The organism is Oculatella sp. LEGE 06141 (assembly GCF_015207605.1).
In the GTDB taxonomy this organism is placed as follows: domain Bacteria; phylum Cyanobacteriota; class Cyanobacteriia; order Elainellales; family Elainellaceae; genus Oculatella.
In genome coordinates this window covers 162,990-189,602 of sequence record NZ_JADEWO010000007.1, presented here as the reverse complement: position 1 = coordinate 189,602, position 26,613 = coordinate 162,990, and the positions used below count along the sequence as shown (strand labels likewise).

At 49.0% G+C, this 26,613-nt stretch carries 29 protein-coding genes, 28 tRNA genes and 2 pseudogenes; 8 read left to right on the top strand and 51 right to left on the bottom strand.

Translation table 11 applies throughout. From position 1 onward, the window contains the following. Window positions 1-214, bottom strand: a pseudogene (locus tag IQ268_RS07945) (photosystem II q(b) protein); the annotation flags it as partial. Window positions 215-335: 121 nt separating this feature from the next. After that, window positions 336-1,529 (bottom strand): hypothetical protein, encoded by a 1,194-nt coding sequence (locus IQ268_RS07940; RefSeq protein ID WP_228035175.1) that lies wholly within the window; start codon window positions 1,527-1,529, stop codon window positions 336-338. A 406-nt stretch (window positions 1,530-1,935) separates the two neighbouring features. On the opposite strand from IQ268_RS07940, the gene IQ268_RS07935 reads away from it, so the two are divergent. Together IQ268_RS07935 and cofG are read left to right on the top strand one after the other, a co-directional pair. Further along, the gene (locus IQ268_RS07935) at window positions 1,936-2,643 is read left to right on the top strand and encodes a helix-turn-helix transcriptional regulator (protein WP_228035174.1); all 708 of its coding nucleotides are present in this window, start codon (window positions 1,936-1,938) and stop codon (window positions 2,641-2,643) included. A 153-nt stretch (window positions 2,644-2,796) separates the two neighbouring features. Beyond that, complete coding sequence (gene cofG, locus IQ268_RS07930; protein WP_193877211.1) at window positions 2,797-3,810, top strand: 7,8-didemethyl-8-hydroxy-5-deazariboflavin synthase subunit CofG; 1,014 nt, start codon at window positions 2,797-2,799, stop codon at window positions 3,808-3,810. Here cofG and cpdA read toward each other — a convergent pair. Continuing rightward, a complete protein-coding gene (gene cpdA / locus IQ268_RS07925; RefSeq protein ID WP_193877209.1) occupies window positions 3,771-4,565 on the bottom strand; it encodes a 3',5'-cyclic-AMP phosphodiesterase in 795 nt (264 codons plus the stop codon). The two genes, cofG and cpdA, sit on opposite strands and share 40 nt — an antisense overlap. A gap of 394 nt (window positions 4,566-4,959) precedes the next feature. On the opposite strand from cpdA, the gene IQ268_RS07920 reads away from it, so the two are divergent. From IQ268_RS07920 to IQ268_RS07910, 3 genes are all read left to right on the top strand, one after another. Then, window positions 4,960-5,030 (top strand) — tRNA-Cys (locus tag IQ268_RS07920). 756 nt (window positions 5,031-5,786) lie between these two features. Beyond that, window positions 5,787-6,029 (top strand): helix-turn-helix transcriptional regulator, encoded by a 243-nt coding sequence (locus IQ268_RS07915; RefSeq protein WP_193877207.1) that lies wholly within the window; start codon window positions 5,787-5,789, stop codon window positions 6,027-6,029. A gap of 53 nt (window positions 6,030-6,082) precedes the next feature. After that, window positions 6,083-6,265 carry a hypothetical protein gene (locus IQ268_RS07910; protein ID WP_193877248.1) on the top strand — a complete coding sequence of 61 codons (183 nt, stop codon included), beginning with the start codon at window positions 6,083-6,085 and terminating at the stop codon, window positions 6,263-6,265. 5 nt (window positions 6,266-6,270) lie between these two features. Here the strand turns inward: IQ268_RS07910 and IQ268_RS07905 are convergent. The 4 genes and pseudogenes from IQ268_RS07905 to IQ268_RS07890 all read right to left on the bottom strand — a co-directional run bounded on the left by IQ268_RS07905 (window position 6,271) and on the right by IQ268_RS07890 (window position 9,365). Continuing rightward, a pseudogene (locus IQ268_RS07905) lies at window positions 6,271-7,424 on the bottom strand (transposase). Between the two features lie 135 nt (window positions 7,425-7,559). Then, complete coding sequence (locus IQ268_RS07900) at window positions 7,560-8,102, bottom strand: GNAT family N-acetyltransferase (RefSeq protein WP_193877205.1); 543 nt, start codon at window positions 8,100-8,102, stop codon at window positions 7,560-7,562. Window positions 8,103-8,113: 11 nt separating this feature from the next. Next, window positions 8,114-8,833 (bottom strand): peptidase E, encoded by a 720-nt coding sequence (locus IQ268_RS07895; RefSeq protein WP_193877203.1) that lies wholly within the window; start codon window positions 8,831-8,833, stop codon window positions 8,114-8,116. Window positions 8,834-8,876: 43 nt separating this feature from the next. Further along, window positions 8,877-9,365: a GNAT family N-acetyltransferase gene (locus IQ268_RS07890; protein ID WP_228035173.1), complete on the bottom strand. Its 489-nt coding sequence runs from the start codon at window positions 9,363-9,365 to the stop codon at window positions 8,877-8,879. A gap of 60 nt (window positions 9,366-9,425) precedes the next feature. Between IQ268_RS07890 and IQ268_RS07885 the strand changes: the two genes are divergently transcribed. Further along, a complete protein-coding gene (locus IQ268_RS07885; RefSeq protein ID WP_193877202.1) occupies window positions 9,426-9,842 on the top strand; it encodes a secondary thiamine-phosphate synthase enzyme YjbQ in 417 nt (138 codons plus the stop codon). A gap of 18 nt (window positions 9,843-9,860) precedes the next feature. Here the strand turns inward: IQ268_RS07885 and IQ268_RS07880 are convergent, their stop codons facing one another. From IQ268_RS07880 to IQ268_RS07825, 12 genes are all read right to left on the bottom strand, one after another. Then, the gene (locus IQ268_RS07880; protein ID WP_193877201.1) at window positions 9,861-10,499 is read right to left on the bottom strand and encodes a ThiF family adenylyltransferase; all 639 of its coding nucleotides are present in this window, start codon (window positions 10,497-10,499) and stop codon (window positions 9,861-9,863) included. Between the two features lie 4 nt (window positions 10,500-10,503). Continuing rightward, entirely contained in the window at window positions 10,504-11,337 is an 834-nt protein-coding gene (locus IQ268_RS07875) for a hypothetical protein (RefSeq protein WP_193877200.1), read from the bottom strand. A 9-nt stretch (window positions 11,338-11,346) separates the two neighbouring features. Next, window positions 11,347-11,808, bottom strand: a complete 462-nt coding sequence (locus tag IQ268_RS07870) for a GNAT family N-acetyltransferase (RefSeq protein ID WP_193877199.1) — start codon at window positions 11,806-11,808, stop codon at window positions 11,347-11,349. Beyond that, a complete protein-coding gene (locus tag IQ268_RS07865) occupies window positions 11,798-12,241 on the bottom strand; it encodes an NADAR family protein (protein ID WP_193877198.1) in 444 nt (147 codons plus the stop codon). Before IQ268_RS07865 ends, IQ268_RS07870 begins: the two co-directional genes overlap by 11 nt. 2 nt (window positions 12,242-12,243) lie before the next feature. Next, the gene (locus IQ268_RS07860; protein WP_193877197.1) at window positions 12,244-13,083 is read right to left on the bottom strand and encodes a GNAT family N-acetyltransferase; all 840 of its coding nucleotides are present in this window, start codon (window positions 13,081-13,083) and stop codon (window positions 12,244-12,246) included. A gap of 11 nt (window positions 13,084-13,094) precedes the next feature. After that, on the bottom strand, window positions 13,095-13,652 hold the full coding sequence (locus IQ268_RS07855) for an RNA 2'-phosphotransferase (protein ID WP_193877196.1): 558 nt from the start codon (window positions 13,650-13,652) through the stop codon (window positions 13,095-13,097). Between the two features lie 229 nt (window positions 13,653-13,881). Continuing rightward, a complete protein-coding gene (locus IQ268_RS07850) occupies window positions 13,882-15,234 on the bottom strand; it encodes a hypothetical protein (protein WP_193877194.1) in 1,353 nt (450 codons plus the stop codon). Window positions 15,235-15,337: 103 nt separating this feature from the next. Further along, window positions 15,338-16,771, bottom strand: a complete 1,434-nt coding sequence (locus tag IQ268_RS07845; RefSeq protein ID WP_193877192.1) for a hypothetical protein — start codon at window positions 16,769-16,771, stop codon at window positions 15,338-15,340. Window positions 16,772-17,059: 288 nt separating this feature from the next. Continuing rightward, window positions 17,060-17,296: an SEC-C metal-binding domain-containing protein gene (locus tag IQ268_RS07840; RefSeq protein WP_228035172.1), complete on the bottom strand. Its 237-nt coding sequence runs from the start codon at window positions 17,294-17,296 to the stop codon at window positions 17,060-17,062. Window positions 17,297-17,353: 57 nt separating this feature from the next. Beyond that, window positions 17,354-18,040: a deoxyribonuclease V gene (nfi, locus tag IQ268_RS07835; RefSeq protein ID WP_193877240.1), complete on the bottom strand. Its 687-nt coding sequence runs from the start codon at window positions 18,038-18,040 to the stop codon at window positions 17,354-17,356. A 98-nt stretch (window positions 18,041-18,138) separates the two neighbouring features. Continuing rightward, a tRNA-Ile gene (locus IQ268_RS07830) sits at window positions 18,139-18,199 on the bottom strand. Window positions 18,200-18,240: 41 nt separating this feature from the next. Further along, window positions 18,241-18,441, bottom strand: coding sequence for a hypothetical protein (locus IQ268_RS07825; RefSeq protein ID WP_193877191.1), 201 nt, complete (start codon window positions 18,439-18,441; stop codon window positions 18,241-18,243). Between the two features lie 67 nt (window positions 18,442-18,508). Between IQ268_RS07825 and IQ268_RS07820 the strand changes: the two genes are divergently transcribed. Continuing rightward, window positions 18,509-18,742, top strand: a complete 234-nt coding sequence (locus IQ268_RS07820) for a hypothetical protein (protein WP_193877189.1) — start codon at window positions 18,509-18,511, stop codon at window positions 18,740-18,742. On the opposite strand, the gene IQ268_RS07815 is transcribed toward IQ268_RS07820, so the two are convergent. From IQ268_RS07815 to IQ268_RS07675, 30 genes are all read right to left on the bottom strand, one after another. Then, a tRNA-His gene (locus IQ268_RS07815) sits at window positions 18,724-18,799 on the bottom strand. The two genes, IQ268_RS07820 and IQ268_RS07815, sit on opposite strands and share 19 nt — an antisense overlap. A gap of 177 nt (window positions 18,800-18,976) precedes the next feature. Continuing rightward, window positions 18,977-19,074, bottom strand: a tRNA-Ala gene (locus IQ268_RS07810). Between the two features lie 31 nt (window positions 19,075-19,105). After that, window positions 19,106-19,181 (bottom strand) — tRNA-Arg (locus IQ268_RS07805). A gap of 6 nt (window positions 19,182-19,187) precedes the next feature. After that, window positions 19,188-19,262: transfer RNA gene (locus IQ268_RS07800), tRNA-Val, on the bottom strand. A 5-nt stretch (window positions 19,263-19,267) separates the two neighbouring features. Further along, window positions 19,268-19,339 (bottom strand) — tRNA-Gly (locus tag IQ268_RS07795). Window positions 19,340-19,345: 6 nt separating this feature from the next. Then, window positions 19,346-19,420: transfer RNA gene (locus IQ268_RS07790), tRNA-Gly, on the bottom strand. Window positions 19,421-19,424: 4 nt separating this feature from the next. Next, a tRNA-Thr gene (locus IQ268_RS07785) sits at window positions 19,425-19,499 on the bottom strand. Window positions 19,500-19,579: 80 nt separating this feature from the next. Continuing rightward, a tRNA-Leu gene (locus tag IQ268_RS07780) sits at window positions 19,580-19,653 on the bottom strand. Window positions 19,654-19,658: 5 nt separating this feature from the next. Then, window positions 19,659-19,733, bottom strand: a tRNA-Lys gene (locus tag IQ268_RS07775). Window positions 19,734-19,764: 31 nt separating this feature from the next. After that, window positions 19,765-19,836, bottom strand: a tRNA-Lys gene (locus IQ268_RS07770). Between the two features lie 106 nt (window positions 19,837-19,942). Beyond that, window positions 19,943-20,020: transfer RNA gene (locus IQ268_RS07765), tRNA-Ile, on the bottom strand. A 1-nt stretch (window position 20,021) separates the two neighbouring features. Next, window positions 20,022-20,098, bottom strand: a tRNA-Leu gene (locus IQ268_RS07760). A gap of 4 nt (window positions 20,099-20,102) precedes the next feature. Continuing rightward, window positions 20,103-20,176, bottom strand: a tRNA-Leu gene (locus tag IQ268_RS07755). Window positions 20,177-20,179: 3 nt separating this feature from the next. Next, a tRNA-Pro gene (locus IQ268_RS07750) sits at window positions 20,180-20,255 on the bottom strand. Between the two features lie 5 nt (window positions 20,256-20,260). Then, window positions 20,261-20,337, bottom strand: a tRNA-Leu gene (locus IQ268_RS07745). An 8-nt stretch (window positions 20,338-20,345) separates the two neighbouring features. Beyond that, window positions 20,346-20,419: transfer RNA gene (locus IQ268_RS07740), tRNA-Leu, on the bottom strand. 52 nt (window positions 20,420-20,471) lie between these two features. Next, window positions 20,472-20,544 (bottom strand) — tRNA-Gln (locus IQ268_RS07735). A gap of 106 nt (window positions 20,545-20,650) precedes the next feature. After that, window positions 20,651-20,726: transfer RNA gene (locus IQ268_RS07730), tRNA-Asn, on the bottom strand. 107 nt (window positions 20,727-20,833) lie between these two features. After that, window positions 20,834-20,916: transfer RNA gene (locus tag IQ268_RS07725), tRNA-Ser, on the bottom strand. A gap of 218 nt (window positions 20,917-21,134) precedes the next feature. Next, window positions 21,135-21,219 (bottom strand) — tRNA-Tyr (locus IQ268_RS07720). A gap of 10 nt (window positions 21,220-21,229) precedes the next feature. Then, window positions 21,230-21,306: transfer RNA gene (locus tag IQ268_RS07715), tRNA-Glu, on the bottom strand. Between the two features lie 146 nt (window positions 21,307-21,452). After that, window positions 21,453-21,523, bottom strand: a tRNA-Trp gene (locus IQ268_RS07710). Between the two features lie 2 nt (window positions 21,524-21,525). Beyond that, window positions 21,526-21,601: transfer RNA gene (locus IQ268_RS07705), tRNA-Ile, on the bottom strand. A gap of 5 nt (window positions 21,602-21,606) precedes the next feature. Beyond that, window positions 21,607-21,681 (bottom strand) — tRNA-Cys (locus IQ268_RS07700). Between the two features lie 112 nt (window positions 21,682-21,793). Next, window positions 21,794-21,888, bottom strand: a tRNA-Arg gene (locus IQ268_RS07695). Between the two features lie 129 nt (window positions 21,889-22,017). After that, window positions 22,018-22,091, bottom strand: a tRNA-Asp gene (locus tag IQ268_RS07690). A gap of 56 nt (window positions 22,092-22,147) precedes the next feature. After that, a complete protein-coding gene (locus IQ268_RS32145; RefSeq protein ID WP_228035170.1) occupies window positions 22,148-22,342 on the bottom strand; it encodes a hypothetical protein in 195 nt (64 codons plus the stop codon). 148 nt (window positions 22,343-22,490) lie between these two features. Beyond that, window positions 22,491-22,877 carry an alr0857 family protein gene (locus IQ268_RS07685; protein WP_193877187.1) on the bottom strand — a complete coding sequence of 129 codons (387 nt, stop codon included), beginning with the start codon at window positions 22,875-22,877 and terminating at the stop codon, window positions 22,491-22,493. Window positions 22,878-22,905: 28 nt separating this feature from the next. Further along, the gene (locus IQ268_RS07680; protein ID WP_193877185.1) at window positions 22,906-23,436 is read right to left on the bottom strand and encodes an HNH endonuclease; all 531 of its coding nucleotides are present in this window, start codon (window positions 23,434-23,436) and stop codon (window positions 22,906-22,908) included. Between the two features lie 76 nt (window positions 23,437-23,512). Continuing rightward, window positions 23,513-23,728, bottom strand: coding sequence for a hypothetical protein (locus IQ268_RS07675; protein ID WP_193877183.1), 216 nt, complete (start codon window positions 23,726-23,728; stop codon window positions 23,513-23,515). 97 nt (window positions 23,729-23,825) lie between these two features. Between IQ268_RS07675 and IQ268_RS07670 the strand changes: the two genes are divergently transcribed. After that, window positions 23,826-24,233, top strand: coding sequence for a hypothetical protein (locus IQ268_RS07670; RefSeq protein ID WP_193877181.1), 408 nt, complete (start codon window positions 23,826-23,828; stop codon window positions 24,231-24,233). Window positions 24,234-24,316: 83 nt separating this feature from the next. Here IQ268_RS07670 and IQ268_RS07665 read toward each other — a convergent pair whose 3' ends face one another. After that, entirely contained in the window at window positions 24,317-24,673 is a 357-nt protein-coding gene (locus tag IQ268_RS07665) for a hypothetical protein (RefSeq protein WP_193877179.1), read from the bottom strand. Window positions 24,674-24,733: 60 nt separating this feature from the next. Beyond that, window positions 24,734-26,383, bottom strand: a complete 1,650-nt coding sequence (locus IQ268_RS07660; protein ID WP_193877177.1) for a hypothetical protein — start codon at window positions 26,381-26,383, stop codon at window positions 24,734-24,736. Window positions 26,384-26,613 lie beyond the last annotated feature (230 nt).

Below are 26,613 nucleotides of genomic sequence, written 5' to 3'. Positions count from 1 at the left end.
TCAAGGAACCAGCGACTGGCTCACGGATGCCGTCAATGTCCACTGGAGGAGCGGCGATGAAGGCGATGATGAAGCAGGTGGTGGCGGTGAGCAGGGTGGGGATCATCAGAACGCCGAACCAGCCTACGTACAGGCGGTTATCGGTGCTGGTGACCCACTCGCAAAACCGATCCCACAGGTTGGCGCTTTCGCGCTGTTGAATCGTTGTTGTCATGAGTGCTTTTCGTTGAACGACAAAGTTAAACGAGAGAATGATAGCGGTAAGTTGATTGACTTACCTATGGTTTTAATCTTAACTGCTTCGTTGACTTTTGTAAAGTTTGTGAAACAATTCCTCACGATTCTGGTTGGACTGAACTGGTTCGCAGGCTGAGTACCGCTTGCTTCATGTCCTGAGCGAGAAACCGATCGACTCCCAGATAAATCCAGTAATACGGCCGCTGTGGTTCTTGCAAGGTTTTCTGAAAGCCAAGTGCCTGACGCAAACTTTCATGCACTGGATGAATCACCATTGAGTACAGATCGCAAAGATTGGGAAAGTCTTGCTGCATCTGTATCAAGGTTTGCTGAGTATCTTCAAGAAATTGGCAGATATGGTCTCCCTGCATATATGACGTATCAATAATCCAGGTGCGGACAAAAACAGAGGTGCATTCTAAGTCGCCTGGAACCGCCATCTTGTAAGGATCAGCATCACCGGGCTGCGTCAGGAAAAAGCTTCTGCTGGGCGGCAAAAAGAAGTTTTCTTCAGAGGCGCTATCGGTTGGGTAGAGGGTGCTAATAGCCACGGGGTTGAGATTGTCAGAACGGCGCAGCACTCGCATACAAGTGGGATATTCCTGTGCCCATGCCCGCAAAAATTTAGCAATCTTGCGAGTCGCTGCGGCTGGCGTTATGTCTCGGATGATCTCTGCATAATGACCAATAATGAGATTGGCAACCGGAATTGCATCTGTGCGGGGATTAAATTGGTCGGTTTGTAAGCGAATTGGCTCTGTCGGTTTGGGCAAATCGCGTAGTTTTAATTCTGGTAACGATCGGACTCGGATGCATAGGGTCTGCCCATCAAACCGCTTTTCCAAGAGGCCAAGTGCAATTAACCGATCGATCATCAGACCTGCGGCGCGATCGCTGCCCCGGTCTTTGTGGCCATAAAACAGTTCAGCCGCTTCCCGATGGGTGCAGGAAACAAAATCTTGCAGGGGCTGAAGCTGGGTCAAAGGTTGAGAGAGGCTACCGCCGGTTTCAACCTGCTGTTTGAGCAGCAAATAACCCCACAACCGCACAAAGTATTCAGCTCGGCTGCGGGTTAGTCCTCCGCGCTCGATCAATGTGGACACATAGGTACGCTGCTGCTCTGCTGAGAACCAGCGATCGAGGCTACTGGGGTTGAGTGTTTCTTGAGGCGCAGGCAGATTGGGAACCAACCTGTTCGCTCTAGAAACGTGATTTAAGTGGTTCATTACGTTGGGGTCAAAGAGGGCTGGAACACTAGCCCAATGCGATCGCCCCATCCAAACAGTACTCAAAGACTACACAAATGGGTGAGTCTACATTGAAGCTGTTCAGTTGAAAATGCAATCAGCACCGGGCACGCATACTTAGTGCAACGTTCATTCAAACTAGTGACCTACATAAACCGTGAAGGTGGTTTCCCTCGATTTACGTAGAAAGACCTAGGTTCGCGTCGTCCATTGGCTCAATATAGGGAAGTCTATGGATGAAGTTTTGGGTCTGTTTCGTCAGTATATTATTTTGTTCCTGGTGTTGGAAGAGGTTCAGCACTAAAAAACTTCATCCTGTTTCAGGGCGCTTCACCCTTCTTCAGGGCACATGGCTCAAGTTCCCCGTACTGGAGTAACTTTCATCTTGCTCATTGCTACTTCACTGGCTTTGGGAACAATAATGACGTAACAAAGTTGAGGGACAAGCCCCATGACAGTTCGTCATTCCCCAAACTCTTCCGAGTCGTTTTCAATGGCAAGTGCTTCCTTCGAGCAACTTGTTTCCAGTCCAGCCTCAGAGCGAGATGCTGCCTTTAAAGCCATGCCCCTACAGAGTCGCTTATACGAGTCTGCGGTCACAGACCTGTTTTGGGAAACCTTGATGGATCTGCTGCCCGACGGTGTAGTGGTGATGACCCGCAGCCTGAAGCTGATTCAGATGAATCTTAAGGCAAAAGAGTTGTGCCAGAAGATGGCAGGTAGCAAGGACTCTGATCCAGGTCTTCCAAGCGTTCTGGCTGAAACATGCCAGCGATTGACCAGGCAACCGCTCTCTGAAACGCGTCCTTTAATCGTAGAATGTCAGGCTTCGCCAGGATTAACGGTACGAATTCGGGCGAGTTGGTTTTCCTTCAAGCCAAACCGTAACCTGGCGACATTTCCCAACCACCGTCAAATTATTCTCTTGCTTCTAAAAGACTGCAATGAGATCTTGCACGAAGAACTGCGCCTGGAGCAGCAGAAGTATGATCTGACCGATCGCGAGGCAGAAATCTGGGCGCTGTTGCGTCAGGAGCATACCTACCAGGAGATCGCTCAGATATTACAGATCAGCCTTAATACGGTCAAAACCCATGTCAAGAATGTTTACGCTAAAAAGCGTAGCTTTCAGGGATTCGAGAAGGTGGTAGTGCTTTAGAGGACGGTTTGACAGCCGATTAATTAAAGACAGAATATATAGGACAACTTTAGCCAATGTCCCTTTAAAAATCGGTGAGAGTCGGCAACCTTAGATAGGGTAGGCATAGCTAATATGCCTGCCCTATTTCTTCAGGTTCCCTGACAGTTGATTATGCTCATTGGCTCCAAGATCATTACCTATAGTCCTGCTTTTACATTGGTACCCACCTACGAGTGTTTCAACCGCTGTGCGTATTGTAATTTTCGGGTTGAGCCAGGTCAGGATACATGGCTGACTCTGGCACAGGCAGAAGCGGCGCTCAAACCTCTTCAATCTCAAGGAATTATTGAGATATTAATTTTAAGTGGAGAAGTACATCCGCAGCATCCACAGCGATCGCCCTGGTTTGAGCGCATTTACGATTTGTGCGAGTTAGCGCTGACGATGGGGTTCTTGCCCCATACCAACGCAGGGCCATTGCGCTATGCAGAAATGGCTCGCCTTAAAACGGTGAACGTCTCAATGGGGTTGATGCTGGAGCAACTAACCCCTACCTTGCAACAGACGGTGCATCGCCATGCCCCCAGTAAAGTTCCAGCCCTGCGGCTTCAGCAGTTAGAGTGGGCTGGCGAGTTGGGCATTCCGTTTACAACCGGGCTGCTGCTGGGTTTGGGCGAAACCACGCAAGACCGGATCGATACCCTGGAGGCGATCGCCCAAACTCATCAACGCTATGGTCATATCCAGGAAGTGATCTTACAGCCTCATAGCCCTGGACAACAGCAGCAGTGGCAAGGGGCTGCTTTCTCACCCCAAGAACTGGTAGAAGTTGTGGCGATCGCTCGTCAGGTTCTTGTCCCCAGCATTGCTCTGCAAATTCCTCCCAACTTGCTTTCAAGTTCCCACTTGCTAGAATGCCTTGCTGCCGGGGCAACTGACTTGGGTGGCATTGGTCCCAAAGATGAAGTCAACCCAGATTATCCCCATCCGCATGATGCCGGACTGGCGAATGTATTGCAGCAAGCAGGCTGGCACCTGGCTCCGCGTTTGCCCGTTTACCCCCAATATGAAACGTGGTTGTCGTCGTCGCTGCAAGGTGCTGTTCGACGGTGGCGCGACCAGCTCAAGCAATGGCATCCACAAGTTCAGTATCCAGAGGCGGTCAGATCCAGTTCCGCACTATAGGCTACTCGTTCTACCGTTGTGCTGTAGCTGCCGTCTGGATGCAGTTCCAGTAAGCGAAACCCCGGGCCTTCTTGGGCTACGGCAAAGTCAGAATGCTTGGGTTTGAACTGCACGCAGGTAGAAGGGCAACCGAAGTAGCGAACTCCCTGTCGCTGGTCGGCAAACTCTTGATGAATATGACCAAACAGCACGGTTTTCACTTGAGGGTGGCGATCGAGTACGGCAAACAGCGCTTCTGGCTGATGCAGATTGATGTCATCCATCCAATCGGACGCGATCGGTCGAGGAGAATGGTGCAGAGCGACTACAGTTGGCGTTGTGGGGTGCTGTTGCAGTTCTTGATTTAGCCAGGTTAACGTGTCTTCAGAAAGCTGTCCGTGAACCTGTCCAGGCACCGCTGAATTTAGTAGCAAGAAGCGCCATCCTTGAACTTGAACGCTTTTTTCAGCAGAAATACAGCCTGTGTTTAGGATCGACTGCATTGTGTGAGGGCGATCGTGATTTCCTGGAATCCAATAGGTTGGGATATTGAGTGGGGCAATGCAGTCTCGTAGGCGTTCGTATGATTGAGGCGTTTCATCCTGTGACAGATCGCCTGTAAGCAGTACGATATTGGGCTGGGGGTGAAGGGTTTTAAGTCGTTTGAGAACGGCCTGAAGGGATTGTGTTGTCGAAATACCTAATAGCGTTTGGCGTTCATCGGCAAACAGATGGGTATCTGTAATTTGGGCAACGATGAGGGGAGATTGGGACATAATGCAACATCGGGGGTGACAGAGATTGGCTGACCAACGTTCAGAACTCTGCTATGTAGAGATAGTCAATTTCAATATCGGGTGAGATGTTGTTCGACTTTAGATGCTAAGCCAATAAATACCTCATGTTGATTGAACTGGACTTTGCATAGCTAGAGTACAGAAGCATACCTGAAGAGCAAAATATAGACGTTCCAGTTCAAACTGGCTGCTATTATATGATTTAGCGTAATGCTAGGCACAAAAGGGAATTAAGATCGAAAGCAGGATCTTGAGTGATTTTTATCACTGCGTCACCCGAATGAGTGAAATAGCGGTGGTAAATCAGTTTGCATTTGAGGGGCGATCGCCAACGACAATTCCCTAAATTTGTTATACTATTGTGTCTGAAGACGGCGGCATAGCCAAGTGGTAAGGCAGAGGTCTGCAAAACCTCCACCCCCAGTTCGAATCTGGGTGCCGCCTTTTGTTGTTGTAGGGCGAAGGTGTACGGTCGCACGATAAATGTCGCTCGTCGCACGATCATGTCGTTTTCGGCATTTTTTGGCAGTTTCAGGATAGATTGGCACAATCATGTCGCTAGAATCTGCTTTTTTCAAGATTCGCACGATCATGTCGCTGTTTTATTACTGTCAGTCACCTTCGTGCAAAGTAGCTGAAGCGTAGAAATCAGAATGTACAGTTTTTTTGGGTGCAGCCTCCAGGAGTATCGAGTATTTCTCACTTTAAAGAAAAGATACGCCCAAGTATAAGCTCACTCATCATTTTCCCGTTGTGCATCAAACATGATCTGATAACTTGCATCAGGCTTCATTTGACGAAGCAATTTCATGTGAGCCTCTGCATCATTACGTTGACGAAATCGTTTAACGATTATGGTACGGGCATTTGGCAAGAGTTGAACAATACACCAGGGACAAATCCGATCACGGTAAAGCATTGGATAAGAAAGCATTGAAAATTTGAGCGAGTGCTACTTGTGCATCGCATAAACGGTCTCTCAGCAGATTTTTCAACAGCAAAAACTACTACTCATTTCTGAGCAGGTAAATCTTTGCTCTGTTGCTGAGCGGTCTGTGTGGAAGATTGCGTAATAATGACAAACTGATAAGGAGCAGTTAACTCTCAAGAGCTTTTGCCTGTTGAGTTGCTACTGCTTCTCTATTTATGCCACTAAAAACGTAAATCAATTTACGGAAATCGTCAACTCTTTTACACCTGATGACAAGCAAGCCCGAACGATCGCCATTGATGAGACTCAGAGTGCAACGCTTTTTGACTCAACAGCAGTTGGCGGATGCGTTGGGAGTAACTGAGACAACGGTAAGAAACTGGGAGGCAGGGCGATCGCAACCTAAGCTAACTCCCGCTCAGTATAAAAAGCTCCTTGAGATTCTACAGATCACATCAGATGAGCTACCCGACGAATTTGGAACACCAGGCCGACCGAATGAACATAGCTGAGGGTTGAAGTTTGGGAACTCTCAAGAAAACTACTTTTTAGGGAGCAACCTACTATGCCCATTACTCCAATTAGTGCAGCCTTGACTCAAAGCGATCGAGATGCGGTGCTGGCTACTGTCGCTACGATCAAAGCAAAGCTACCGTTTCTCGTAGATTTGACAGCCGATGAGCGGAGAGCTTTGCCAAAGATGGGAGATAAGAGCCGAGCCCTTAGTGGTGCAGAAAACTCAGAGTAGTCTCATCATGAGAATCTAACAACTTTGGAGAATTCAATCCGGCAATCTAACGCATCACGTTTACGCTGAGAAGCACACGCAGGAGGCGGATTATCTTTGGGTAATGCCGAGAGTTTGGGCAGAGACAATCGCTTATAGCAGAGACGAGCGAGTTGCCGTAGACCGAGTTGCAGAAAACTTAAGCCTCGTTCTCCATGCCAGTCAAGACATGAACGCTCCCCTGATTGCACCAGCAGCATGCCCACCATCAAAGCAATGAGAGTAGCACAATCAAGCAGCATGAATAAGCAGGTAAGGGCTTGGGCATTGCGTCAGCCTGAGTGCAACACGCCAAAGGCTGCGGACTTGTAATCCTTGAAGTGAGGTTCAATGCCACCCAATCGCTTGCCATAGAGCGCAAAGGTTTGTAGGGAATGGGGTTGGTCAGACAACACTGCCCAAGCGTCTTTAGTATCTAGCGCCTTAGCGGTGACCAGATGACACGCAATTCCATCTAGAACCTGCACGTTCTCAAACAGATACGCCTGCTCTTCGCCCGGCAAGAGTTGCTCAACCGATTGTGTGCAACCGTTCGCCAGAGTCACCTTCAAATCCGACTTCACTCGGATTGCCCATGACCAATGCTGTTGCCCTAACCAATGAATCAGGTTGCCATGCTCAAAGCCCCGGTCTGCCAGTAGGGTCACCTGAGCCTGGGGAGGCAAGACCCGTTTAGCGCACTGAAGGACGCTCTGATAGTGATTGAGCCCACCGTTGCACTGCCGTGCTCAATCACAACTTGAGCCAGCGTCAAGGAACGTCCTCCCCAAACGAAACAGACCTCAATCAGGCAAAATTGATCCCACAGCATACTGGTATCGAGGGTCAATAATACAGACGCTCCGGCAAACGCGGACAGAACATGACGCAGCATCGGTTCATAAAACTGCTCAGGTGTGATCTGTTGGTTGTGCAGGAAGTAGCTCAAACGCTCTAAATGAGCACGAGCTTGGCATCCGCGATGACTGAGATAGGGAATCCATTTGCCCAAACAGGCACTTCCTGATTGCAAAATAGCAGCAAGAATTTCAGCGAACCCTTGGAGGTGCCGTTGGTCTTTGGGCGTGACCCATTGACGCAATTGGTCTTGCAGTTGACGATACAAGAGGGGTGTTTCCATGAGATTTGCTCTGAGTTGGGGAACTTAAGCGTCTCATGAAACGCCCCTCCTCAGCTAATCCCCGTCTCATTTAAGACGCTCGCTACAGCAAGCCTTTCAGGACTTCTCTGCACCACTAAGGGCTATATGCAACAGTCAGTCTTCCTTCTTTAATTCAAATGTTTGCTCTACACATAATTCATGCTTGAATACAACCTCTTCAGAACTGACTAAGTTCATCCCCAATCGTGTCAGAAGATTGATAGATGGATAATTGCGGCTATCTGTAATACCAATGACTTTAGTAATATTCCCAAGTTCAAATAATGAGCAAAGTAATGATTGAATGGCTTCTCTCGCAAAGCCCTGACCTTGTTCTTCTCGATGTAGCGTAAACCCAACTTCTACTGTTCTCGTATCGTGTTCACTCACCTGTATCCCAATATCACCAATTAGCTGATTGGATAGTTGAAGGGCGATCGCAATTTGAAACCATTCCCCCGGAATTCCAATTGGGGCTGTACTCATTTCATGAATGAAAGCGATCGCCTCATCCTCTGATAGCATTGACCAACTCTGAAACCGAGCAACAACCGGATCATGGCGATAGGCAAGGAAGCGATCGAGGTCAGCTTCAATAAATCGCCTCAGCGTCAGTCGTTCAGTTTGTTGAGGGAGAAAGTGTGCTGGAAAGGGCATAGCTTCTATTTTCAGCCTCTGAGATAAGTTGGTTCCAGCACGGTTTCCTGAACACTCCCATCCTGCCGTTCCACACGGTAAGCTTTTGCATGGGGTCGAGAACTCACAATCCTTGTCAGTGTCCCGTTGATGAAATGCAAGCCAACACCATCATCGGCTGCATACCCATCTGGCAGGAGTCCCTCTGCCACCAGTTGATGATAAGTGGGTCTGCGATTTGCTTCTCCATCGTAATGAGGGCAATGGCTGCCTTGAAGAAATCCCAAGCAGTTAAGCGGCTTCAGAACACCATTCCCAGGATAATCACTCACACCGGATTCAAACCAGCACAATGAACCGGCACTTAAGCCACACAGAATCGTTCCTTTTTCCCACGCTTCTTTCAAAAAGCGATCTAACTCCCACTCACGCCAAAGGGCAACTAAATTTTTGGTATTGCCACCACCCACGTAGATAATGTCCTGTTCCAGCAGAAAGCCCCGCAGGTCAAGGGTTTGAGGATTAAATAGGGAAAGATGGCTCGGTTGGCAGGGAAATTTCAAGAAAGCAGAGTAGAACTTGACGATGTAGCGATCGCTGTCTCCTCCAGCCGTTGGTAGAAAGCAGACTTTGGGCTGCGCTTTATTAACCAACCCAAGAATGTATTGATCCAGAAGAGGATTATCGGGTTCCATCGAGAAACCACCACCACCCATTGCCACAATATGCCTTTCCACAAGCGATGCAGACATTTGGCTCTTACCTCAATTGCCACAATTGCCGATCATTCAGTTCTTATTGTAGAGAGCGATCTGAGTGAGTCGTTGTTAGATTTAGGGTATGGGTTGCAGATTCATCATGACAAAGCATAAAACCAAGTGATTGATAGAACTGAGCCGCGATAGGATTCGTTGTGCGAACATGGAGTCGGTTGAAACTGAACTTTGCTACTTCGATAACCTGGTAGACTAATATTTGCCCAATTCCCTGACGGCGGCTGTCCTGCATCACGTATAACCGTCGAACTCGTCCAATTTGGCTGGAGTCGATGTAGGGATCACGATTTAACCCACAAACGCCAAGAATGCGATCGCCTTGCCTTGCAATGAACAATGCTTCTCCTGGGCGATCGAAGCGATTGATGCCTGTTTCCCAGTCAGTAACAAGGCGCTCGATTGCGCGAAAGCCAGCCATCTTGCTCTCTGCCAGTATTTCGGTAAACTCCTGGGTGGGCAAATATCGAATTCTCTGGATTTCAAGCGCCATCCGATGCAGCCTCGCCATTGGGTATATCAGTACAATCAATGTCTGAAAGGCAAATTTCAGTTTGAAGAGGATAAGAATATGGTTCACCAGGAATACATTAGCCTGCCAACGAAAGGACACGGGGATATGCATGATTTGACTGGACAGATCAGCCAAATTGTCCAAAAAGCAGGCATCCGAACGGGAATGGTGAATGTGTTTAATGTGGGCAGCACAGGCGCAATTGGTGCCATTGAATTTGAGCCAGGGCTTCAACGAGACTTACCTGAACTGCTAAACAAGGTGATTCCACCTAGTCGAGACTACGGACATGAGCAAACCTGGCATGATGGCAACGGGCATTCCCATCTCCAGGCAACCTGGCTTGGACCCTCTCTGACCGTACCCATCGAGCAGGGCAAGCTGGTTCTGGGAACGTGGCAGCAGATTTTTCATCTGGAATGTGATGTCAAAGCCCGACAGCGCAAAGTGATGGTGACGGTCTATGGGGAGTAGTCCAGCCACCATCGGATGTTACAGATTGAGAGATTGAACACTCAAATCCTTCAGTGTAATTGTGAAGTGCCGTTGTTCTCCTGTGGCAACAAAAGAAACGATCGCCTCACAAACCACAGCTACCGTTAGCATCACTAAATTACGTGCGAGTGGATAATCACAGACATCATCATTGACATCAGATGGAACTCGATAAACATCATTCCAGATGACTTCTGCATAGTCGGCAGAAAGTCCAGCATGGAAGCAGGTCGTTCCAGTGCTATCAGCATAATCCTTCACCGCTTGACGAGAGATGCTGTTGTCGAAGACATCTACGATCAGCCCACTGTCTTTGAGTAGTTGAGCCGCATTTGTCGCAGTCAGTTCTCTGGTTTCCGCTTCTACCTTGGTTCCGATCGCCCGATATAAGTTATTCGCCAAAATCTTGGCTTTGAATGCACCAACATCTGAGCGATAGTAGGGCTGCGTAGAGAGATTGCGTTCTTCAATGCGATCGCAATCGATCACCCTGAGTTTACCAAAACCAGCACGAGCCAAGTTCTCAGCCAGATTTGCGCCCAAAGCTCCTGCGCCACAAATAGTCACAGGGAACTGCTTCAGCTTTGCCATCACTGAATCTGTCCGGTAAAGCTGCTCATGAAAAAAGATGGTCATAGTCTCACCACTCCCGGTGTTCCATCACACCCACTAACGATTGCAGGTCGAAGTCGCGATCGCGTCCGCTCAAGCAAATTCCAGAACTCACTACAGTCAAGTCATCTTTGGCGATCGCACTGGTATGACGAACGCCATCTGAGGTTGTCCAGTCCACTGTCCAGTAATCACCCCGATCCTGAAACTGGTGCAGTTCACCCCCGCCCAACTTGAGAGCTTGGCGCAGTTGCTTTTCATCTCGTTGGGGTTGGGCAAACCCTTCTACTTGCTGAGTTGCTAACTCGTAGAGCGATCGCATTTCTGGAGTCATCCCCTTAAACTGCAATTCCTCCACACGAGTCAACTGCTCGAGATTGGATTGGAGGGTTTCGGCGATCGCAGGGTCAGCGCGGCGATCGACCTCCCCAAACCAGCAGGAGTTGCCATTCCAGCGAGCGAGGATTTGCTCAAAGGCAATGCCTTCTGTCACCAAATGCACAGGTACAGGCTTGACCATCTTAAACCGTTGCCGCATATCCGCTTCATTGATTGGATACGCTAGCCAGCTTTGATTTTGTAAGCGGTGAGCTAACCGTAGTCGGATGGTTGGAAACTGTTGCAAGTAAGCCAAAATCTGTGGTAAATCTGCCGCTTCGAGCAACGTTGCCCCCTGCTCATCCACAGGTTGAAAAATGCCCCATCCTTCAAACTGACGAGGTTTAGGAGTGAAAGTGTGAACCATCCCCGCAACCCGTGTGCGAACTCGTCCACCCTTGACGCAGGGTGCAAGAAATTGGTGCGATCGCAGTTGTGCTTCAGCACCAGTAATTTGGTTCAGTAGCTTGTGGATGTCAGTCATAGCAACCTCTCAAGGCTGGTCTTCAGGTAACAAGCGTGTCATCAAATAACGTTCGTGATCCATGAACCCCAACTTACGATAAATCTGTTGAGCATTAGTATTGTGCTGTTCAACTTCCAGGTGAAGGGCGTTTACACCCAGTGAACGGCAAACCTCTTCTAGAAATTCAAAGGTCGCTCTCCCGATCCCCTGTCCGCGATCGCTTTCCCGAACATAAATTTCATCAACAAAAGCGTCCCGTCCTAAATATTCCAGGCTATAGCCTAATGTGAGGACAGTGTAACCAACGGGTTTTGTATTTCGACAAATGAACCATACTCGTCCCCGATCTGGATGGCGGATGAGGTTCTCTAGTGCAGTCCGAGTTTGGGGCATTTCAAAGGAATGGTGATCGTAGTCGTAATACTCCTGAATGAATATTAGAACAGTGTCAATATCCGAGAGTTCAACAGGTTTGAAGCTAATCTCCATTGCGTAAAACCTCACGCACCTCCATCAAAATCTGCCCCAGTTTATTTTTGCCACTGCCATCTTTGCCACAACCCCAGTAATAATCGATCGGGGAGTTCTCCACCAGCACTTCCTCTCCAGTTATCAGCAAAATTTCTCGAATGTCTGCGTGGGTTCTGAACTTTTGTAGTACAGCATTCCGCATGACATCATCTTTGACCTGTTCCCAGTCAGAGCGAAGGGGTAGAGAGCGGTTCCTACCCATGTTCGCTGCATCTTTAGGCGTTTTAGTCTGTCGTACCTTCTCTAGATAGGGAGTACCAACAAACTTCTGTGCCTGGAAGTAATGCTCACTCGTTGCCCAATACAACTCATCCAGCATGAAGCCATGTGCTGAAAAATTGGAGAAGCAACCGTAAGGTTTTTCTCGCTCGACGTAAAAGTAAATTGTCATGATTACTCCTTGAGGTTGAATGAATATTCATGCCAGTCACAAACGGGTCGATAACCGATTTTTTGGTAGATAGCGTTTGAAGTGGAATTGGCTAAATCAGTGAATAGAAAACAGTGATCGCACCCCTGATCCAAAAGCTTTTGGCTTAAGGCAGCAACACCAGCCGTTGCATAGCCTTTACGACGGTGTTCAGGGGGAGTGTAAACGGGGGCAATCCGAGCGGATGTTGAGGAAAATTGCCGACCGCCAATCATTGAAACGGGAACGCCATCCTCCCACAGGTAGGTACTCTGTCGCTTCAACTCAACCTCTACTCTCCGCTCAATTTCAGCATCGCTAACAATGTCAATTTCAGAATTAAATGCAGCAACCCACTTTAACAACAAGGGGCGATCGTCTGGTGTTGCCAGCCTGAGATACCCCTTAACGGTTGTTACAGGCTCTACCTGGGTTAACTGATAGATTTTTGACTCAACTCCTTGTTGATAGGATTGTCCAGTGAGATTTTGCCAAATTTGCACAAACGTTTCAGTTTCGGCGACTAGACCTTCAACCCCTGGTAGCTGCTCGTGTTGTAAATCTTGAGCAATGAGGTTTAAGGCATTCAAATCCTGTCCTTTAGACAGCAGTACACTATTTGGAGGCGTGCAGATGGCGATCGCGAGAATCTGGTCATCTGCCTGAACCAGTGCCAGATAGGGTGGTTCAGGATAACGCTCTGGATAATGTAACAGCGTGTGCAAAACACCCAGTAACGCATTGTGCTCTGCCTCGTATTGCAGCAGATAATTTTGAGCGCATTGCCAAAATTCCTTAACGCTATCAAATCGATGGAGTTGCATTTTCGATATCCTCAGTTTTGAATACTCATCACCTCTAAATATTGCGGAGGAACTTCGTCTACGAGCCAGACCCCGTTATCGGAGCAGTAAAACATGAATCCTGTCTGGTGCATACTGGCAGCAGCGATCGCAAAAATTACCGGACGACCATGCCGCATTCCAACTTTTCGAGCCGTTTCTACATCCTTAGACAAATGCACATGATGCCGTGACATCTTGAGTAACCCTGATTGTAAAATTGCAGGCACCGATTGTTTACCTGTTCCGTGATACAGCACATCCGGTGGAATTTGCGGCTGTAGTTCTAAATCAACCTCAACACTATGTCCTTGATTGGCGCGAATCCGAGTCTTGGTTTCATCAAATGAAAATCGCTGTTTATCGCTGGTGGCGACGACTTCCTCCAACTCGGTACGAGTGATAGGAAACTGGTGGGCAGCACAGGCAGATAACAGATCATCGACGTTCACCCAACCCCCGATCGCCAGAGTCAGCCCCAGTCGCTCTGGTGCGTGCCGCAGATGTTTGCTCAGGTATTTACTAATTTTGATCTGCCGCGTCTTGTCCATGACGCTACTCCACTTCTATTAATCTATTGCTGTCGTACTCGTGCGTAGGCTCTGCAAGTTAAGGCACACAGGAGATCATGAGATGCTACCGCTTACGAGGTAAGGATTCCTGAAGGGCGATCGCTGCCACCTCATACGCTTTCTTCATGTCGCTCATGACAATCACCTCCTGTGGTTGAGCGAATCTATGCTACTTGGACACATTCACTGATCAATTTCTCAAATGCACTTACTCCATCAAGTCATCGGGTCTATCAATAAATTCCTGCTTAAGCATGGGTGGTTGTAGAGTAATAGTGGCTCCCCAGTCCTGATGAGGTCGAGGAAACACTGGCTCTAAATTTTCAACTCCGGCAAGAGACAGGATTATATAGCCATAGAATCGGCTTAGAAAGATCATGCTATCTAACGCTTTTTCTTTTTCCTCCTCTGATAAAGCCCCACCCTGGTTAAACAGCCAATCTGGATGTGCATTACGATCGCGTAAATAAGTGTGCTCCTGCATCACTCGCTTACAAAACTGTTGCCATATGTCAGAGGATAAATGTTTTTGAAAGAATTTCTCTAGGCTTTTGCCTACATTCCAAGATTTAGCTTCCCCTTTCTTCACTTGAAAGGGTTGATTGTCAATATTTCTCAGTACTGCTTCAAGAACAGTAGAAAGAAGTAGTTCACGTGTCTGCCAATTTTTCTGCTGAGATGCCTCCGTAACTTGTTTTAAGACATTAATACAAATACTTGCACCTTGAGACTTGCAAGCGAGAAAATTTGTAAGCTTTAAAAAATAGATTTTGGTTGCTTTGATTTCGTCCTTACCATACTGATGATAGTAAAGACGTAGTAAACCATGAGATCTTATATCTTGCTTCTTCTTAAACTCAGAACGAGTTCTATTTCCAAAAGTTAACTCTCTACAAAGTAGATTGACTGTTTGACCAAGAAGAATGGATAAGGAAAATTGAACAGCTTCTGACCATTTCCAGCAGTATTCCTTTGAAAAAATAGCTTTAGGAAATTGCCAGTAGAGTTCCAGGTATCTATCATCAATTAAATACCCTTTTATTTCTTCTCCCTGATCACCTTGATGAAAAATACCCTTTAAATCGCGAGTTTTTGATTTGAGGAAATGATCGGCAACCTCAACTCCTCCTCTGGTCACAAAATCAAATAAAAAATCGACATCTTTGATTTCATAGAGTGAGGAACCTATATATTTTAATGAATGACCGATATGGTCATGAGTATTCAGAAAGATAGCACTGTTTAAATTAGTGGAGAATCGGTGCTGAGTTAGTATATCTTCACGATCAACAAGAGGTATTGCTGGGGAAAACGCCCAGTCACAGTACCACGGCTTCATGCGAATCGAGGAAGTCTTATTTTTCCCCACGATACCTACTTTACCTAATTCAACTATTCCAGGTTGAGGCAACTTTTGTCTTTTGAGAGGAGCTTCAATGTGAAATCCTGTCTCTGGTTTCCAAGTCATTATTCCACGACCAACATATCGACCTCCCAAGTAATCAAGCCAAAATTTCTCCAGTACGTACTCATGATGCTTGAAATAGTTAATAAACGTCATAGTTAAAAGCTTTTTAGTTTGCTAATTCTTCACGTCTAACCTGTTATGCGAAGTGTATTGGGCATTACTTCTATATTTTCAAGAGTAATGCCCTATTCTACTCCTACTTATCCAATCGCATAGGCAGCGGTGTGTCCAGAATCTCCATCAGCAGTTCCAGACGAGAAGGGCGGGTCAGCAGCGGAACCAGGTTGGGCAAGCTGTAGTAGTCTCCTGCGAAGGTAAATGTCTCTACAGGTGCCTGCTGTCCCTTCAGTTGGCTCTCTAACCAGTTGCAGTAACCACCCACACGGACGATTACTACATTGGGCATGACTGCCAACTCCCGGCAGTAGGTCTTGTACACCTCACCGAAGTAGGGAGCCGCGTTCTCACCTTCATCCGTCACGACAATAATCTGGTCAACGACTTGCCGCTTCTTCCGCATCGCTTCCAGCGGCGCACCAATGCTCGTACCGCCCCCAGCCTTGATGTGCTGAAATGCCCGCTCCCAGTCGGTTAACTCCTTACCCTGAGCAGTGACAGGATAAGGAATGTTGTCGAAGGCGTAGACAAACAGATCTGCTTGAGTGATGCCAGAGATCAGGGCAGCAAGTCGCTTCCCAAGCTCGATCGCATTCTCCATCGAACCCGATTTGTCTACGAACAGTGCAGTCGGACGGGTAATGACACCACGCCGTTTTACCTGCTCATTCGTTACCGTCTCCAACCGAGCAAGAGTATCCTCATCGAGATCCGCTGCATCGGCTGCAACCTGTGCTTTGAATGCCGCAACTCTTGCACTCTTGGATGCTTCATCCAGCTTGCTATCAATCAACGCCTTCACCTCTGGGTGATCCATTGCGCCTCTTGCCTTTAAGGACTTGAGGTTGTTGATCACTTCTTGTGGAGTCATGCTGTTGATTAACGCCACCAGCACCGTGGGAGTCAGTTGCTTGACGGCACCGATGGCGATCGCATAGGGCAACTTAAACTCGACAATCAACCGCGCCTGTTCTGCGGCGCTTTCAGCCTTCGCAAGCTGCTTCAGCACGTCTGCCAGCGAACCAACCGGAGGCTGGTCACGGAACAGAATTGCATTTGCCCGCTCATTGGGCTTGATGTGCAACGATGCGTACAGGTGCTTCATTGCCTTGCGTCCCCGCAGTGCCGCGCGATCGAACAGGGCAGGATTGCTCTCCCGCACCTTCAGATACCGCTGTACGGCAGTCCGAGCGGAACGGGGTAGCTTATTGCGGTGCTGCTTCATGAAGTCCACTACACGAGCTACCTGGTAAGGTGGAAACTCTTGCAGCATGACGAAGCCAGCATCACGGTGTTCGGTCAAATGGCTGGTTAGCAGGTGAGCGACAAACACTTCCTTGTGGTCACGCACATCACCATTGCGCTGATACCAGACTGCCAGGTGTCCGTAGAAGATCGGGTCAAGTTCGACGATCAGTTGGTGGATTTCTGCCACCTGCTCTAGCTTGCGGTGAGGTGTAGTCAGCAAGCTGTTCAGCATTTCCAGGCGCAAATCGCGTTCAGTGTTGTTCATAAGAACCTCCTCTAGTTATCGATGAATGAGGAGGCAGATGTTGCACGCAACGGTGAAGAGTCACCGCGCAAGTTACAGAAGCTTGGCTGAAGGTTTTATCCCTTCAGTTTTGCCTGCTATCGGTCTCAGGCTTGCAGCGTATCCCTCCAGATACGCACCTTTGTTGGGTGGAGAGTTATGTAAGCTTCTGCGATCGGGGCGCGGCAACAACTGCCAGTGAAAGTGAAAATGGGTGAGGCTATTGCCTAAAAGTAGTGGCTGCGTAAACTACCGTCATATCTACCACTGTTACGGCAACATCGCTTGAAAGGAACGTCCAGAACCACAGGGGCACAAATCATTGTTACCCAGCTTCTCCTGAAGTTCTTTATCACCGTGAACGATGCGATGTCCTCGTTTGACAGCAGTCTCTGATGGATATCCTCGACGACGTTTGCTAGAGGGTTCAAAAGCAGAAGATTGCAGGTCGTTGAGGTCTTCCAAATCGTTATCTAGATTGGTGTTATGAGAATGGTTTCGCTTCATGATCCTCACCTCCAGTTCGGATAAATTTCATTGCCAATGCCAATCTCGTGTCTTTTTTCAGATTGCAGAGACAGGTTTTGTATGCCCTTTTGAGAGTTGATCTGCCTGACGAGTGGTTTCAGGAAGACGATACTTGGGGGCACATTTCAGAACAAAATCGATCGCACTGTTCAAACTAATCCGATGTCCAATGGAGACATAAACAGGCTTGATATTCGACTGTGTGCGAACGATCGCTCCAATGACTTCTCCGCTATCTCGAATCGGTTGCCATGCGCCTCGATGCTCTGCGAGGGGTTCATGTTCTCCCAGGTAAGGTGTTTTTGCCACACCGATCGAGGGTAGACCACTGACAATACCAAGATGACAGGCAAAACCACAGCGACGTGGATGAATATAACCATTGCCATCACAGAGCAGCAGATCCGGTTTCGTTTTCAATTCTGCCAACGCCTCCATCACCACTGGAACTTCCCGGAATGCCAGCAACCCTGGAACATAGGGAAAGGTTGTGGGACGGCGAATCATTACGGATTCCTGAAGCGTCAGGTCAGGAAATCGAAGGACGGCGATCGCGGCACAAGCAACCCGGTCATCATCCTCAAATCCCACATCAACTCCGGCAACAGTTTGCACTGCACCAAAGTCATCTTCCACCACCACCAACGACCGTAACTCTTGTTGGAGGGCGATCGCCGCCTCAGGATGGGCTGTCTGGGTTAAGGTCAGCAGAAGGTGATGCATGAGAAAACCTTCCATTTGGGAGCGAAAGGGCGAATTGAAGGATGGACTGAATTTAGCACCGAAATAAATCACTTCATGCAAGTTGAGAAAGCTGTTGTTCATAGCAGGACTCGAACCTGCGACACCTTTCTTATAAGGAAAGCGCTCTACCACTGAGCTAGTATGTAAGCTTTTTCAGTCAGGGCACGAAGTGAAAGTAGTTAACCGTAAACCGCTTCAGGGCGAATGATCAAATCACCACTGGGGCGGCGATCGACTACATATGCAGAAAGCCGATTAGTACTGACATCCAAATGTCTCGAAACCTGCTCCTTGACAGCGACATCACTCATACCTCTTGTGATTCCCAATTGAGTTTCGTTTAGGTCGAGCGATCGCCCTTCAAATCGAATATGTACCATTACTATCACCTCTTGCTAACCGATAAAACAACGGAAGGAGGAGGAGTCGTTCGCGGAGCGTCTCCGCATGGAGAAACCTCGGATAGCGTTAAACTATCCTCTGGTCTTCCAAACCAGTTGCCGTCCACACAGCCGCACCTTCCAAAGAGCGGAAACTGGAGGAATCGTTCGCGGAGCGTCTCCGTTAGGAGAAACCTCTACAGCATTACTGCACGTCTGTTTACCCTTCGGGAAGCAAGCTACGAGACAGGTTGCTGACCTTCAGCCGCAGTTTCCAGAAGGGGTGTCTAGCGGGACTTGAACCCTGCTAATGACTTGCTTCACAGGCAAGCGTCTCGACCACTTCGACTTTAGACACCATAGGTGGATCTGACCGGAATCGAACCGATCTCCTCCCGATGAGAATTGCACTCATCCCTCGTACAAGTTCACAAAGCTGTTTTTCGCTTCTTAACAGGAAGTTAGTATGTAAGCTTTGCTGATTAGGGTACAAGGTGGTTTAGGCGCTCTGCCACTAGAGCTACAGACCCAGGATTGGTGGATTCTGGTCGGATTTGTAGCTTGCTTCCGCGAAGCGGTACCGACATCTTTCTGCTTGCAAGGCAGACGCTTTCCCAGTTAAGCTACAGACCCATGATTGCCAAGTGGCAATGCCTTAAACAAATGGCAGGAGTGGTAGGAATTGAACCTACACCAGTCGATTTAGAAGATCGATGCCCTTTCCATTAGGCGACACTCCCACAAGTTGGTAGTCCCGGCAGGATTTGAACCCGCAACCCTCTGTTTGTAAGACAGATGCTCCACCGTTGAGCTACAGGACTACGAGAGCGAGTGATGGGACTCGAACCCATGCGCTGAGTGTGGCTCACTCAGATGCTTGCCACTACATCACACCCGCACGATTTGGAGCGAAAGACGAGACTCGAACTCGTGTCTCCTGGTTGGAAGCCAGGGATGCTTGCCGCTGCACCACATTCGCATTCTGGGGCTGGTGACAGGAGTTGAACCTGCAACCGACTGTTTACAAGACAGTTGCTCTACCGTTGAGCCACACCAGCATCCGGTGACGGAGGTGAGAATTGCACTCACTGATGTGAAGGGTATGAACCTTCCGAGCCACTGTTGCTCCATCTCCGCATACCCCTGACAGGATTTGAACCTGCACCAATCCCGGTTTAAGCGGGCTACGTCTGCCAGTTGCGTCACAGGGGTATGTTTGGTGGGCTATGTAGGATTTGAACCTACGCTCTTCCGCTTAAGAGGCGGCTGCTTTACCGCTTAGCTAATAGCCCATTTGTGACTTGCTCAACTTAAAGTTGAACATGGGTCGCCCAGGGGTTGAACCTGGATCTCTCCGCTTAAAAGGCGGCTGCATATCCGCTCTGCCAACGACCCGAAGGGTCACCAGTGGTAGGGATCGAACCTACGACCTCCGGTTCCCCGTTGGCGAAGCCTGCCGTAGGCATACCGACGTGCTCCCACTGCACTACACTCAGATATTTGGTACACCGAGCAGGAGTCGAACCTGCTAATAACACGCTTATCGGGCGTGCGCGTCCACCACTTCCGCCTTCGGTGCTTGGTACTCCCAACAGGATTTGAACCTGCACAATCTAGGCTCTCGACCTAGCACGTCTTCCAGTTCCGTCACGGGAGCACAGTACCCTTGGTGGGACTCGAACCCACAAAATCTGGTCTCTGAAGCCAGCACGTATTCCGGTTCCGTCACAAGGGCAAATGGTCGGGATGGTAGGATTTGAACCCACGACTCCTTGGTCCCAAACCAAGGCTTCTGACCACTGAATTACATCCCGATGCCTGGTACTGCTGGTGGGATTTGAACCCACAACCTCTGGTTTCTAAGACCAGCACCTCTTCCAATTGGGCTACAGCAGCATGATTAGTACTCCTGGTGGGATTTGAACCCGCACAAGACTGTTTTTGAGACAGCCGCCTCTTCCGATTGGGCTACAGGAGTGAGAAATGGGAGGGATACAGGGGATTGACCCAGGCGACTGTTTACCTCCCAACTGCCCCGCCAGGGTTTGAACCTGAAACTTCGCTTTCAAAGAGCGACGTGGATGCCAGTTTCACCACAGGGCATTGAAATGGATGCAGGAGTTGGGGTCGTAGCTTGCTTCCCGAAGGGTACCAACCTCTCTCTGATTCAGAGTCAGAGCGACTTGCCAATCGTCCATCCTGCAATAAATGGCTGCCCCGACAGGGATTGAACCTGCGACCGTTCGCTTAACAGGCGACTGCTACTGCCACTGAGCTACGGGGCAATGAGTGGGAAGTGACAGGATTCTCCGAAGGAGACGCTTCGCGAACGAACTGCCTTCTCGCCGTCTTCAGCGGCACGTGAGCACCAGCTTCACCAACGTCCCACAAGCGGAGAGCAGAGGAATCGAACCCCTAGCCCAAGGACTACCCTAGTTTTCAAGACTAGTTGCCGACCATTCAGCAGTGCCCTCCATCATTGGCGAGAACGGAAGGAGTTGAACCTTCACTCTATGGCTACGCCACGCTACGCGAACGGTTTCGTAGACCGATGTGTTCATCCAGTTACACCACGTTCTTAGAGGCGGAGAGCAGTGGAGTCGAACCACAATTGTTCATCCATCTGTTTAGCAAACAGCGCCGTTAGCGAAGCTCAACGAAGTTGCTCGCCTGATCGATTTACTCTCCATAATTGGTAGGTCGGGCAGGAGTCGCACCTGCAACGCAAGAAGCGGCTGTTTTACAGACAGTTGCCCACGCTGATAGGCGAGCCGACCTATGTCGAATTTGGCAGTGCCGACGGGAGTTGAACCCGCAAGCGCAGGATTGAAAGACCTGTGGCTTTACCAATTTGCCTACGGCACCAAACTTTGAGATTTCTACGGCGTGCAAGTTTGAGAAGCTGTTTTTTCAGCCTCCAGGGTTAGCGGAGGCTGTAGGAATCGAACCTACTTCGCTGTTCAGGCGAGTGACCAGTATGTAGGCTTCTCGGATGAGGGCACACTGTAGAACGCACAGACCAGGATTTGAACCCGGACAAAAGGCTTTGGAGACCCTTGTGCTGCCGTTACACTATCTGTGCATTGGTCGCAGTGGTGGGAGTCGAACCCACATATCCTCGGTTATGAGCCGAGTACCTTAGCCGTTAGGTGACACTGCAATGATTGGACTCCAGGGAGAGAATCGAACTCTCGCTAGTTGGTTTTGCAGACCAACACCTTCCCACTTGGCGACCTGGAGATTTGGTGGAAACGTGGGGAATTGTAGGCTTTGCCTTCCCGGAGGGTACCCCAATCTTGCAACCGTCCATTTGTTGGTTTCGGAGCAAGTGATGCCAATCCGTTCCCACGAGCGAGGATGACAGGGATCGTAGCTTGCTTCCGCGGAGCGGTACCTGTGACCACTTGTCTCGGAAACAAGCACTCTGTCCATCTGAGTTACACCCTCATTGGAAGCATCGACGGGAGGCGTTCGGCGAGCTCAGCCGAGCCGTTGCACCCGCTTCTCCATGCTTGAGAGGCACGGCGACTTCTCTATACCCTTCGGGAAGCGAGCTACGTCCACGATGCTACAAAACGGGGGAGATGGGATTTGAACCCACGATCTTTCGCTCGACAGGCGACTGCTTTGAGCCACTAAGCTACACCCCCAAAGGTGGCATTTATGAAGTTTTCAAGGTTCAGGCTGGCTGATGAATCAGCAGGAATTAGAGGAAGCAACGCCGTTCCAGATAATAGATTTGCTGGATGTTCTGTCGCTTTTGTTTGTACTGAGTGAAAGATGAATTTCCCTGATTTGGTGAGTCGTCTTGAAGTGGCGTGGAAATGCCAGAAACATAAGTAGGTAATAACTCAAAGAGCTTCAAGTGACCATTGCTTTTAGTGAGGGAGTGAGTGTTCATTGGATTCGCTCCTCTGTGTTTCATCTCATACTACAAATGTAATACAGCATACTACAAGGTGTCAAGGGGGTACTACAACTTTTTTTGAGATGGGAGAGAACGACTCTCAGAAAATACTTGTATCGCTCTCTCCCGCTGGATCTACTCACTATGCTGGAGAGGAAATGTGGGCTTCGCTCATCTGCCACAGCTTGTAGATGAAACGCTCAATTCGATCGCTCATCACAGTCAGGAACATCCCTTCGTGAGCGTCCTTGTCCTCGGCAATCCAGCTTCCGCTGATTCCGACCTCGACATACTCCTCATCTACAGCAATGAGGGTGACTACTGAGCCGTACTCCCGGTGCAGCGCCATCTCCAGCACTTTCAGTTGGGGAATATCAGCAGGCAGCAGAAAGGAGGCTCGACTGGGTTCGATATGGAGCGATCGCCCTAGCCGCATTGCTAGAAGCACTCGTTGGGCAATCAACAGTTCGGGGTTGGTCATGGTTCGCTCCATGTACAGCCCAACGTCGGTGTAGTTCAGCTTCAACATCGGTCTTGCCTCCATTATTGGCTTGAGGTCAGGTGTCAACAGGGTGCTGTTCTTTCCAGAACAGCTCAGCGAACGCAATCGCAGGATGCATCGGTGCTTTGGGTTTGGTTTTGAGTACCATTCCGGTTTCATGTAGAAGGCGATCGCCCTTACTGGAATTGCACTTCTCGCACGCGGTTATCACGTTGTCCCAGGTATGGGTTCCGCCCTTCGAGCGGGGAACCACGTGATCCAGCGTCAGACGCTTGGTGCTGCCGCAGTATTGACAAGTGTGGTTGTCGCGCCGGAAGACTTCCCGACGATTCACGGGAGGGACTTTCCAATGCCGCTCTGGATTGCAGCTCGTCAACCGGATGTGATCTGAGATTTGTAGTACGACACTGGGAGAGCGAACTTCCCATTGCTGGGTGCTGCTGAACTCCAGGGTCTCTGCCTGTCCAGTGACCAGGAGTACGATCGCCCGTTTAAGGTTGATCCGTGCCAGGGGCAGGTAGTTCTTAGAGAACACTACGACCTGGTTTTGGAGTATTGGAATTTTCTGTCGCTGCTGAGTTTGCATCAGTTTTCTCCTCAAAAAATAACCCCCCGCCTCTGACGACCAGGAGCGGGGGTTGGGGAAGTGGATATGCTTTTCCCTATGTCGGTGTCAGGATTGCCCTGCACCTCCCGCTGCTAGCCAGTAGATCCGGATTGAGCCATTCGGCGATGTTGCTATCAATGCCTTCGCTGACGGATTTACCGCCGTTAAATCGATACGTTCCCTCAAACGAAAACAACGCCAATGCTCTGCCCGAACCTGAATGGGGTTGGCACTGCATGGCGCTGGCTAAGGGGGTGAGGATGCGTATCATGGAAGGCTGTAGTATTTGTATTACAATTCTGGATGTCTACATACTACACTTGTAGTATTGACTTGTCCACTCTTTTAGAAAAATTAAGGCGTTGGTTATGAATACACCCAAACGAGGTAGCACTTCGGAAATGCAGGTCACAAGTATCCGACTAGAAGCGGAACTGAAGGAGCGATTGCGGGAAATCTCCGGAGAGCAGGGGTATCAGACCCTCATCCGAGACGTACTCTGGCGGTTTGTGGAACGACAGGTGCGACCAGACGAGTTACGACATGACGGGAGTTGGCAATTACCCCCAAAGGAAAACGTCTCCACACTGCCCTCCTACCCCTCGATGTTTTCCATATCAGATATTCGAGCGACGTTTAGGGCTGTTGCCCAGCAAGAACAGCAATGTGTGATTACAGGTCAACTGATCCGTCCACAACAACCCATGTGGTTGGGATTGACAATGACTGGAGATATGGTTCCTCTGAGTTGTGAAATGACTGTTTATGGAGAGTGAGGCGTTTACTCCGAAGGGAGAACTGCTTCGTATCGCCAGTAATTGGCACAACCAGCCGATTGCGATGGCTAGTCGTTGCTGTCTCAATATTCACCGTCAAGGCAGACACAAGCGATCAGGGATGGGGAACACACCACGCCAACGTAAAAGAGCGGCAGCATGGGCTTTGTATAACATGAAAAATCTGCCTGCGATCGCAGTTCTACCAACTCCACTTGCTCTGATGGAGTAAGAGTATGTTCCTTGTTACGCTCCAACAACTCGAAATGCTGTGCTATATCCTCCTCAGTTTTATGACCTGTGGCAACCTTCCATAGAGCCTCATCTTCCAATCGGTCAAGAGCGGCCAAATCTGACTGAAACTCGTCGGGTGCATTCTCCCAATTTGGAGGACTACCAACTTTCAGCGCATGGAGTATAACCTCTTCAAGCGATCGCAACAGGATCTGATCATTCCCTCTATCGTTTTAGCCTCACCCCTGTTGAGATTGCTACCACTTTTAACGTGGCCGCAGGTATGGTTTAAAGAAAGCAACTCCAGCATTGTAAACGTCTGCCCACCCTGTCGTTGGCAGCAAATAGAGATCCGGTGGGATAAACATCCCTTCTCCATTTGGCCCGGTGGGGGTAAATTGCTTCCCTTTCTGCACCAGTTTGGTGAATTCGGCATCGTGTTCTGCTTCAGACGGATACACTTTGTCGATCGCCGGCAGTACTTCTTCAGTGACGTAAGTATTAAACGCTGCTTCTGTCGCGGGAGGTAACTTGGCGAGCTGCTTAAATCGCTCGGCGGTTTGCCTAAATGCTTCAATTTGCACTTTTGCCAGGACAGCATTGTAGGCTCTTACCTTGTCCAACGCCTCGCCTGATAGCCCATCTAACTTTTTGCGAGGATAGGTATCTCGAATTGAACCATAAGCAATATCTGCAAAGTCGTAATACATGAATGCCAAACCCGTTCCAGAACGATCGGCATTTGGAAAACGTTGGGTAATGGGTTGCAGATCTAGCCCATCCTTAACGACTCCAATGGAAACATACTTGATATTGGGATTGTCGTTACCTCGCAACACTTCACGGCTGTTGATGCGTTGGCGAACCACATCATACAAATCGGGATAGTTATCTTCACCGTTTTGTTCTGCTAACCTCTGGCGCAGTTGTTCAATAAACGTTTTGGTCAACAACGTTGTTGTGCCAATGTTGATGCCAGCACTGACTAATTCAGCACAGTAGGCCGTGTTGCGGCTTTCACGCAACCAACTGATGGCCTTTGGATCGCCATAAACCGCCAGAATTAACTTCTCTCCGGCCTCACGCACTTTTTCCTGATTGTGAATCCCCAGGGGATCATTGCCATTGAAGTTACTATCAGCAAAGGGAATGAATGTGTTGGCGATCGCCATCATTGTCACAATATTTTTCTCATAGGCCAGCACTTCTTCTGGTGTTGTCCCGGTGGGAAAGTTGATTTTTTGCATAAAGAAGCAACCGTAGCCACCTCCTTCAAATGCTCCTTTGAGGTAAGTTTGAGGGTTGTTGATGGTCATTACACCCTGCTGTTTGACCATGGTTAGCTGACCATTGACCTGTTGCTCTACCTCACGCTCCACCCCAACGGCCAGACAAGCATGGCCAATATTACGCTTATGAGGAATTTCATTTTCATGCAATTCCGGATAGTAGCCACCTACGGCGATCGCAATGTCACCGGGTGGAATCAGGCGGGCTAAATCCTGCTGTTCAAACGGGTCGCCGCTGGACTTTACCAAAAACAGTTTTAATGAGGCATTGGGATCGGGTAAAGCAGGATGTCCAATGATCTGGATGCTTTCATTGACGGGCGTTACGATCGCCAAAGCATCTTGCACGGTCGCGATACCGCTGTCTGGATTCCACTCATAGCGAGAGGGAACCTCCTCGCCGCTAAATGGAACCGTTCTCACAGGACTCGTAGCAGCCGGAGATGGTTCTGGAGTTGCTTCCGGAATACCGTCTGGAATACCTGCCGGAGTCGCTTCCGGGATACCTGCCGGAGTTGCTTCCGGGATACCTGCCGGAGTTATAATGTCCGAGGCTGAAGGCTCTTTAGTAGAAGACGGTTCAGATGGAAGCTCAGACTTGTTGGATTCTGGGTTTTGAGACTGCATAAGATTTAGTACAGATTAGGGCAAATTAGTACAACAATGTTTTACAGAGTAATTAAACGAGTACAGCCGTTAGATTGAATGGACGAAACGATTCTCCTCCAACCTTTAGCATGGTTAAACGATGTTGTCGATGAGGGTTAAAGCGGCGCGATCGCCAATATTCTCTCTCAAAGACGGATGAGCTTCACCCCTTCAAGGGTTTTGCTGCAACTTGGAAAAGCATCCCATTC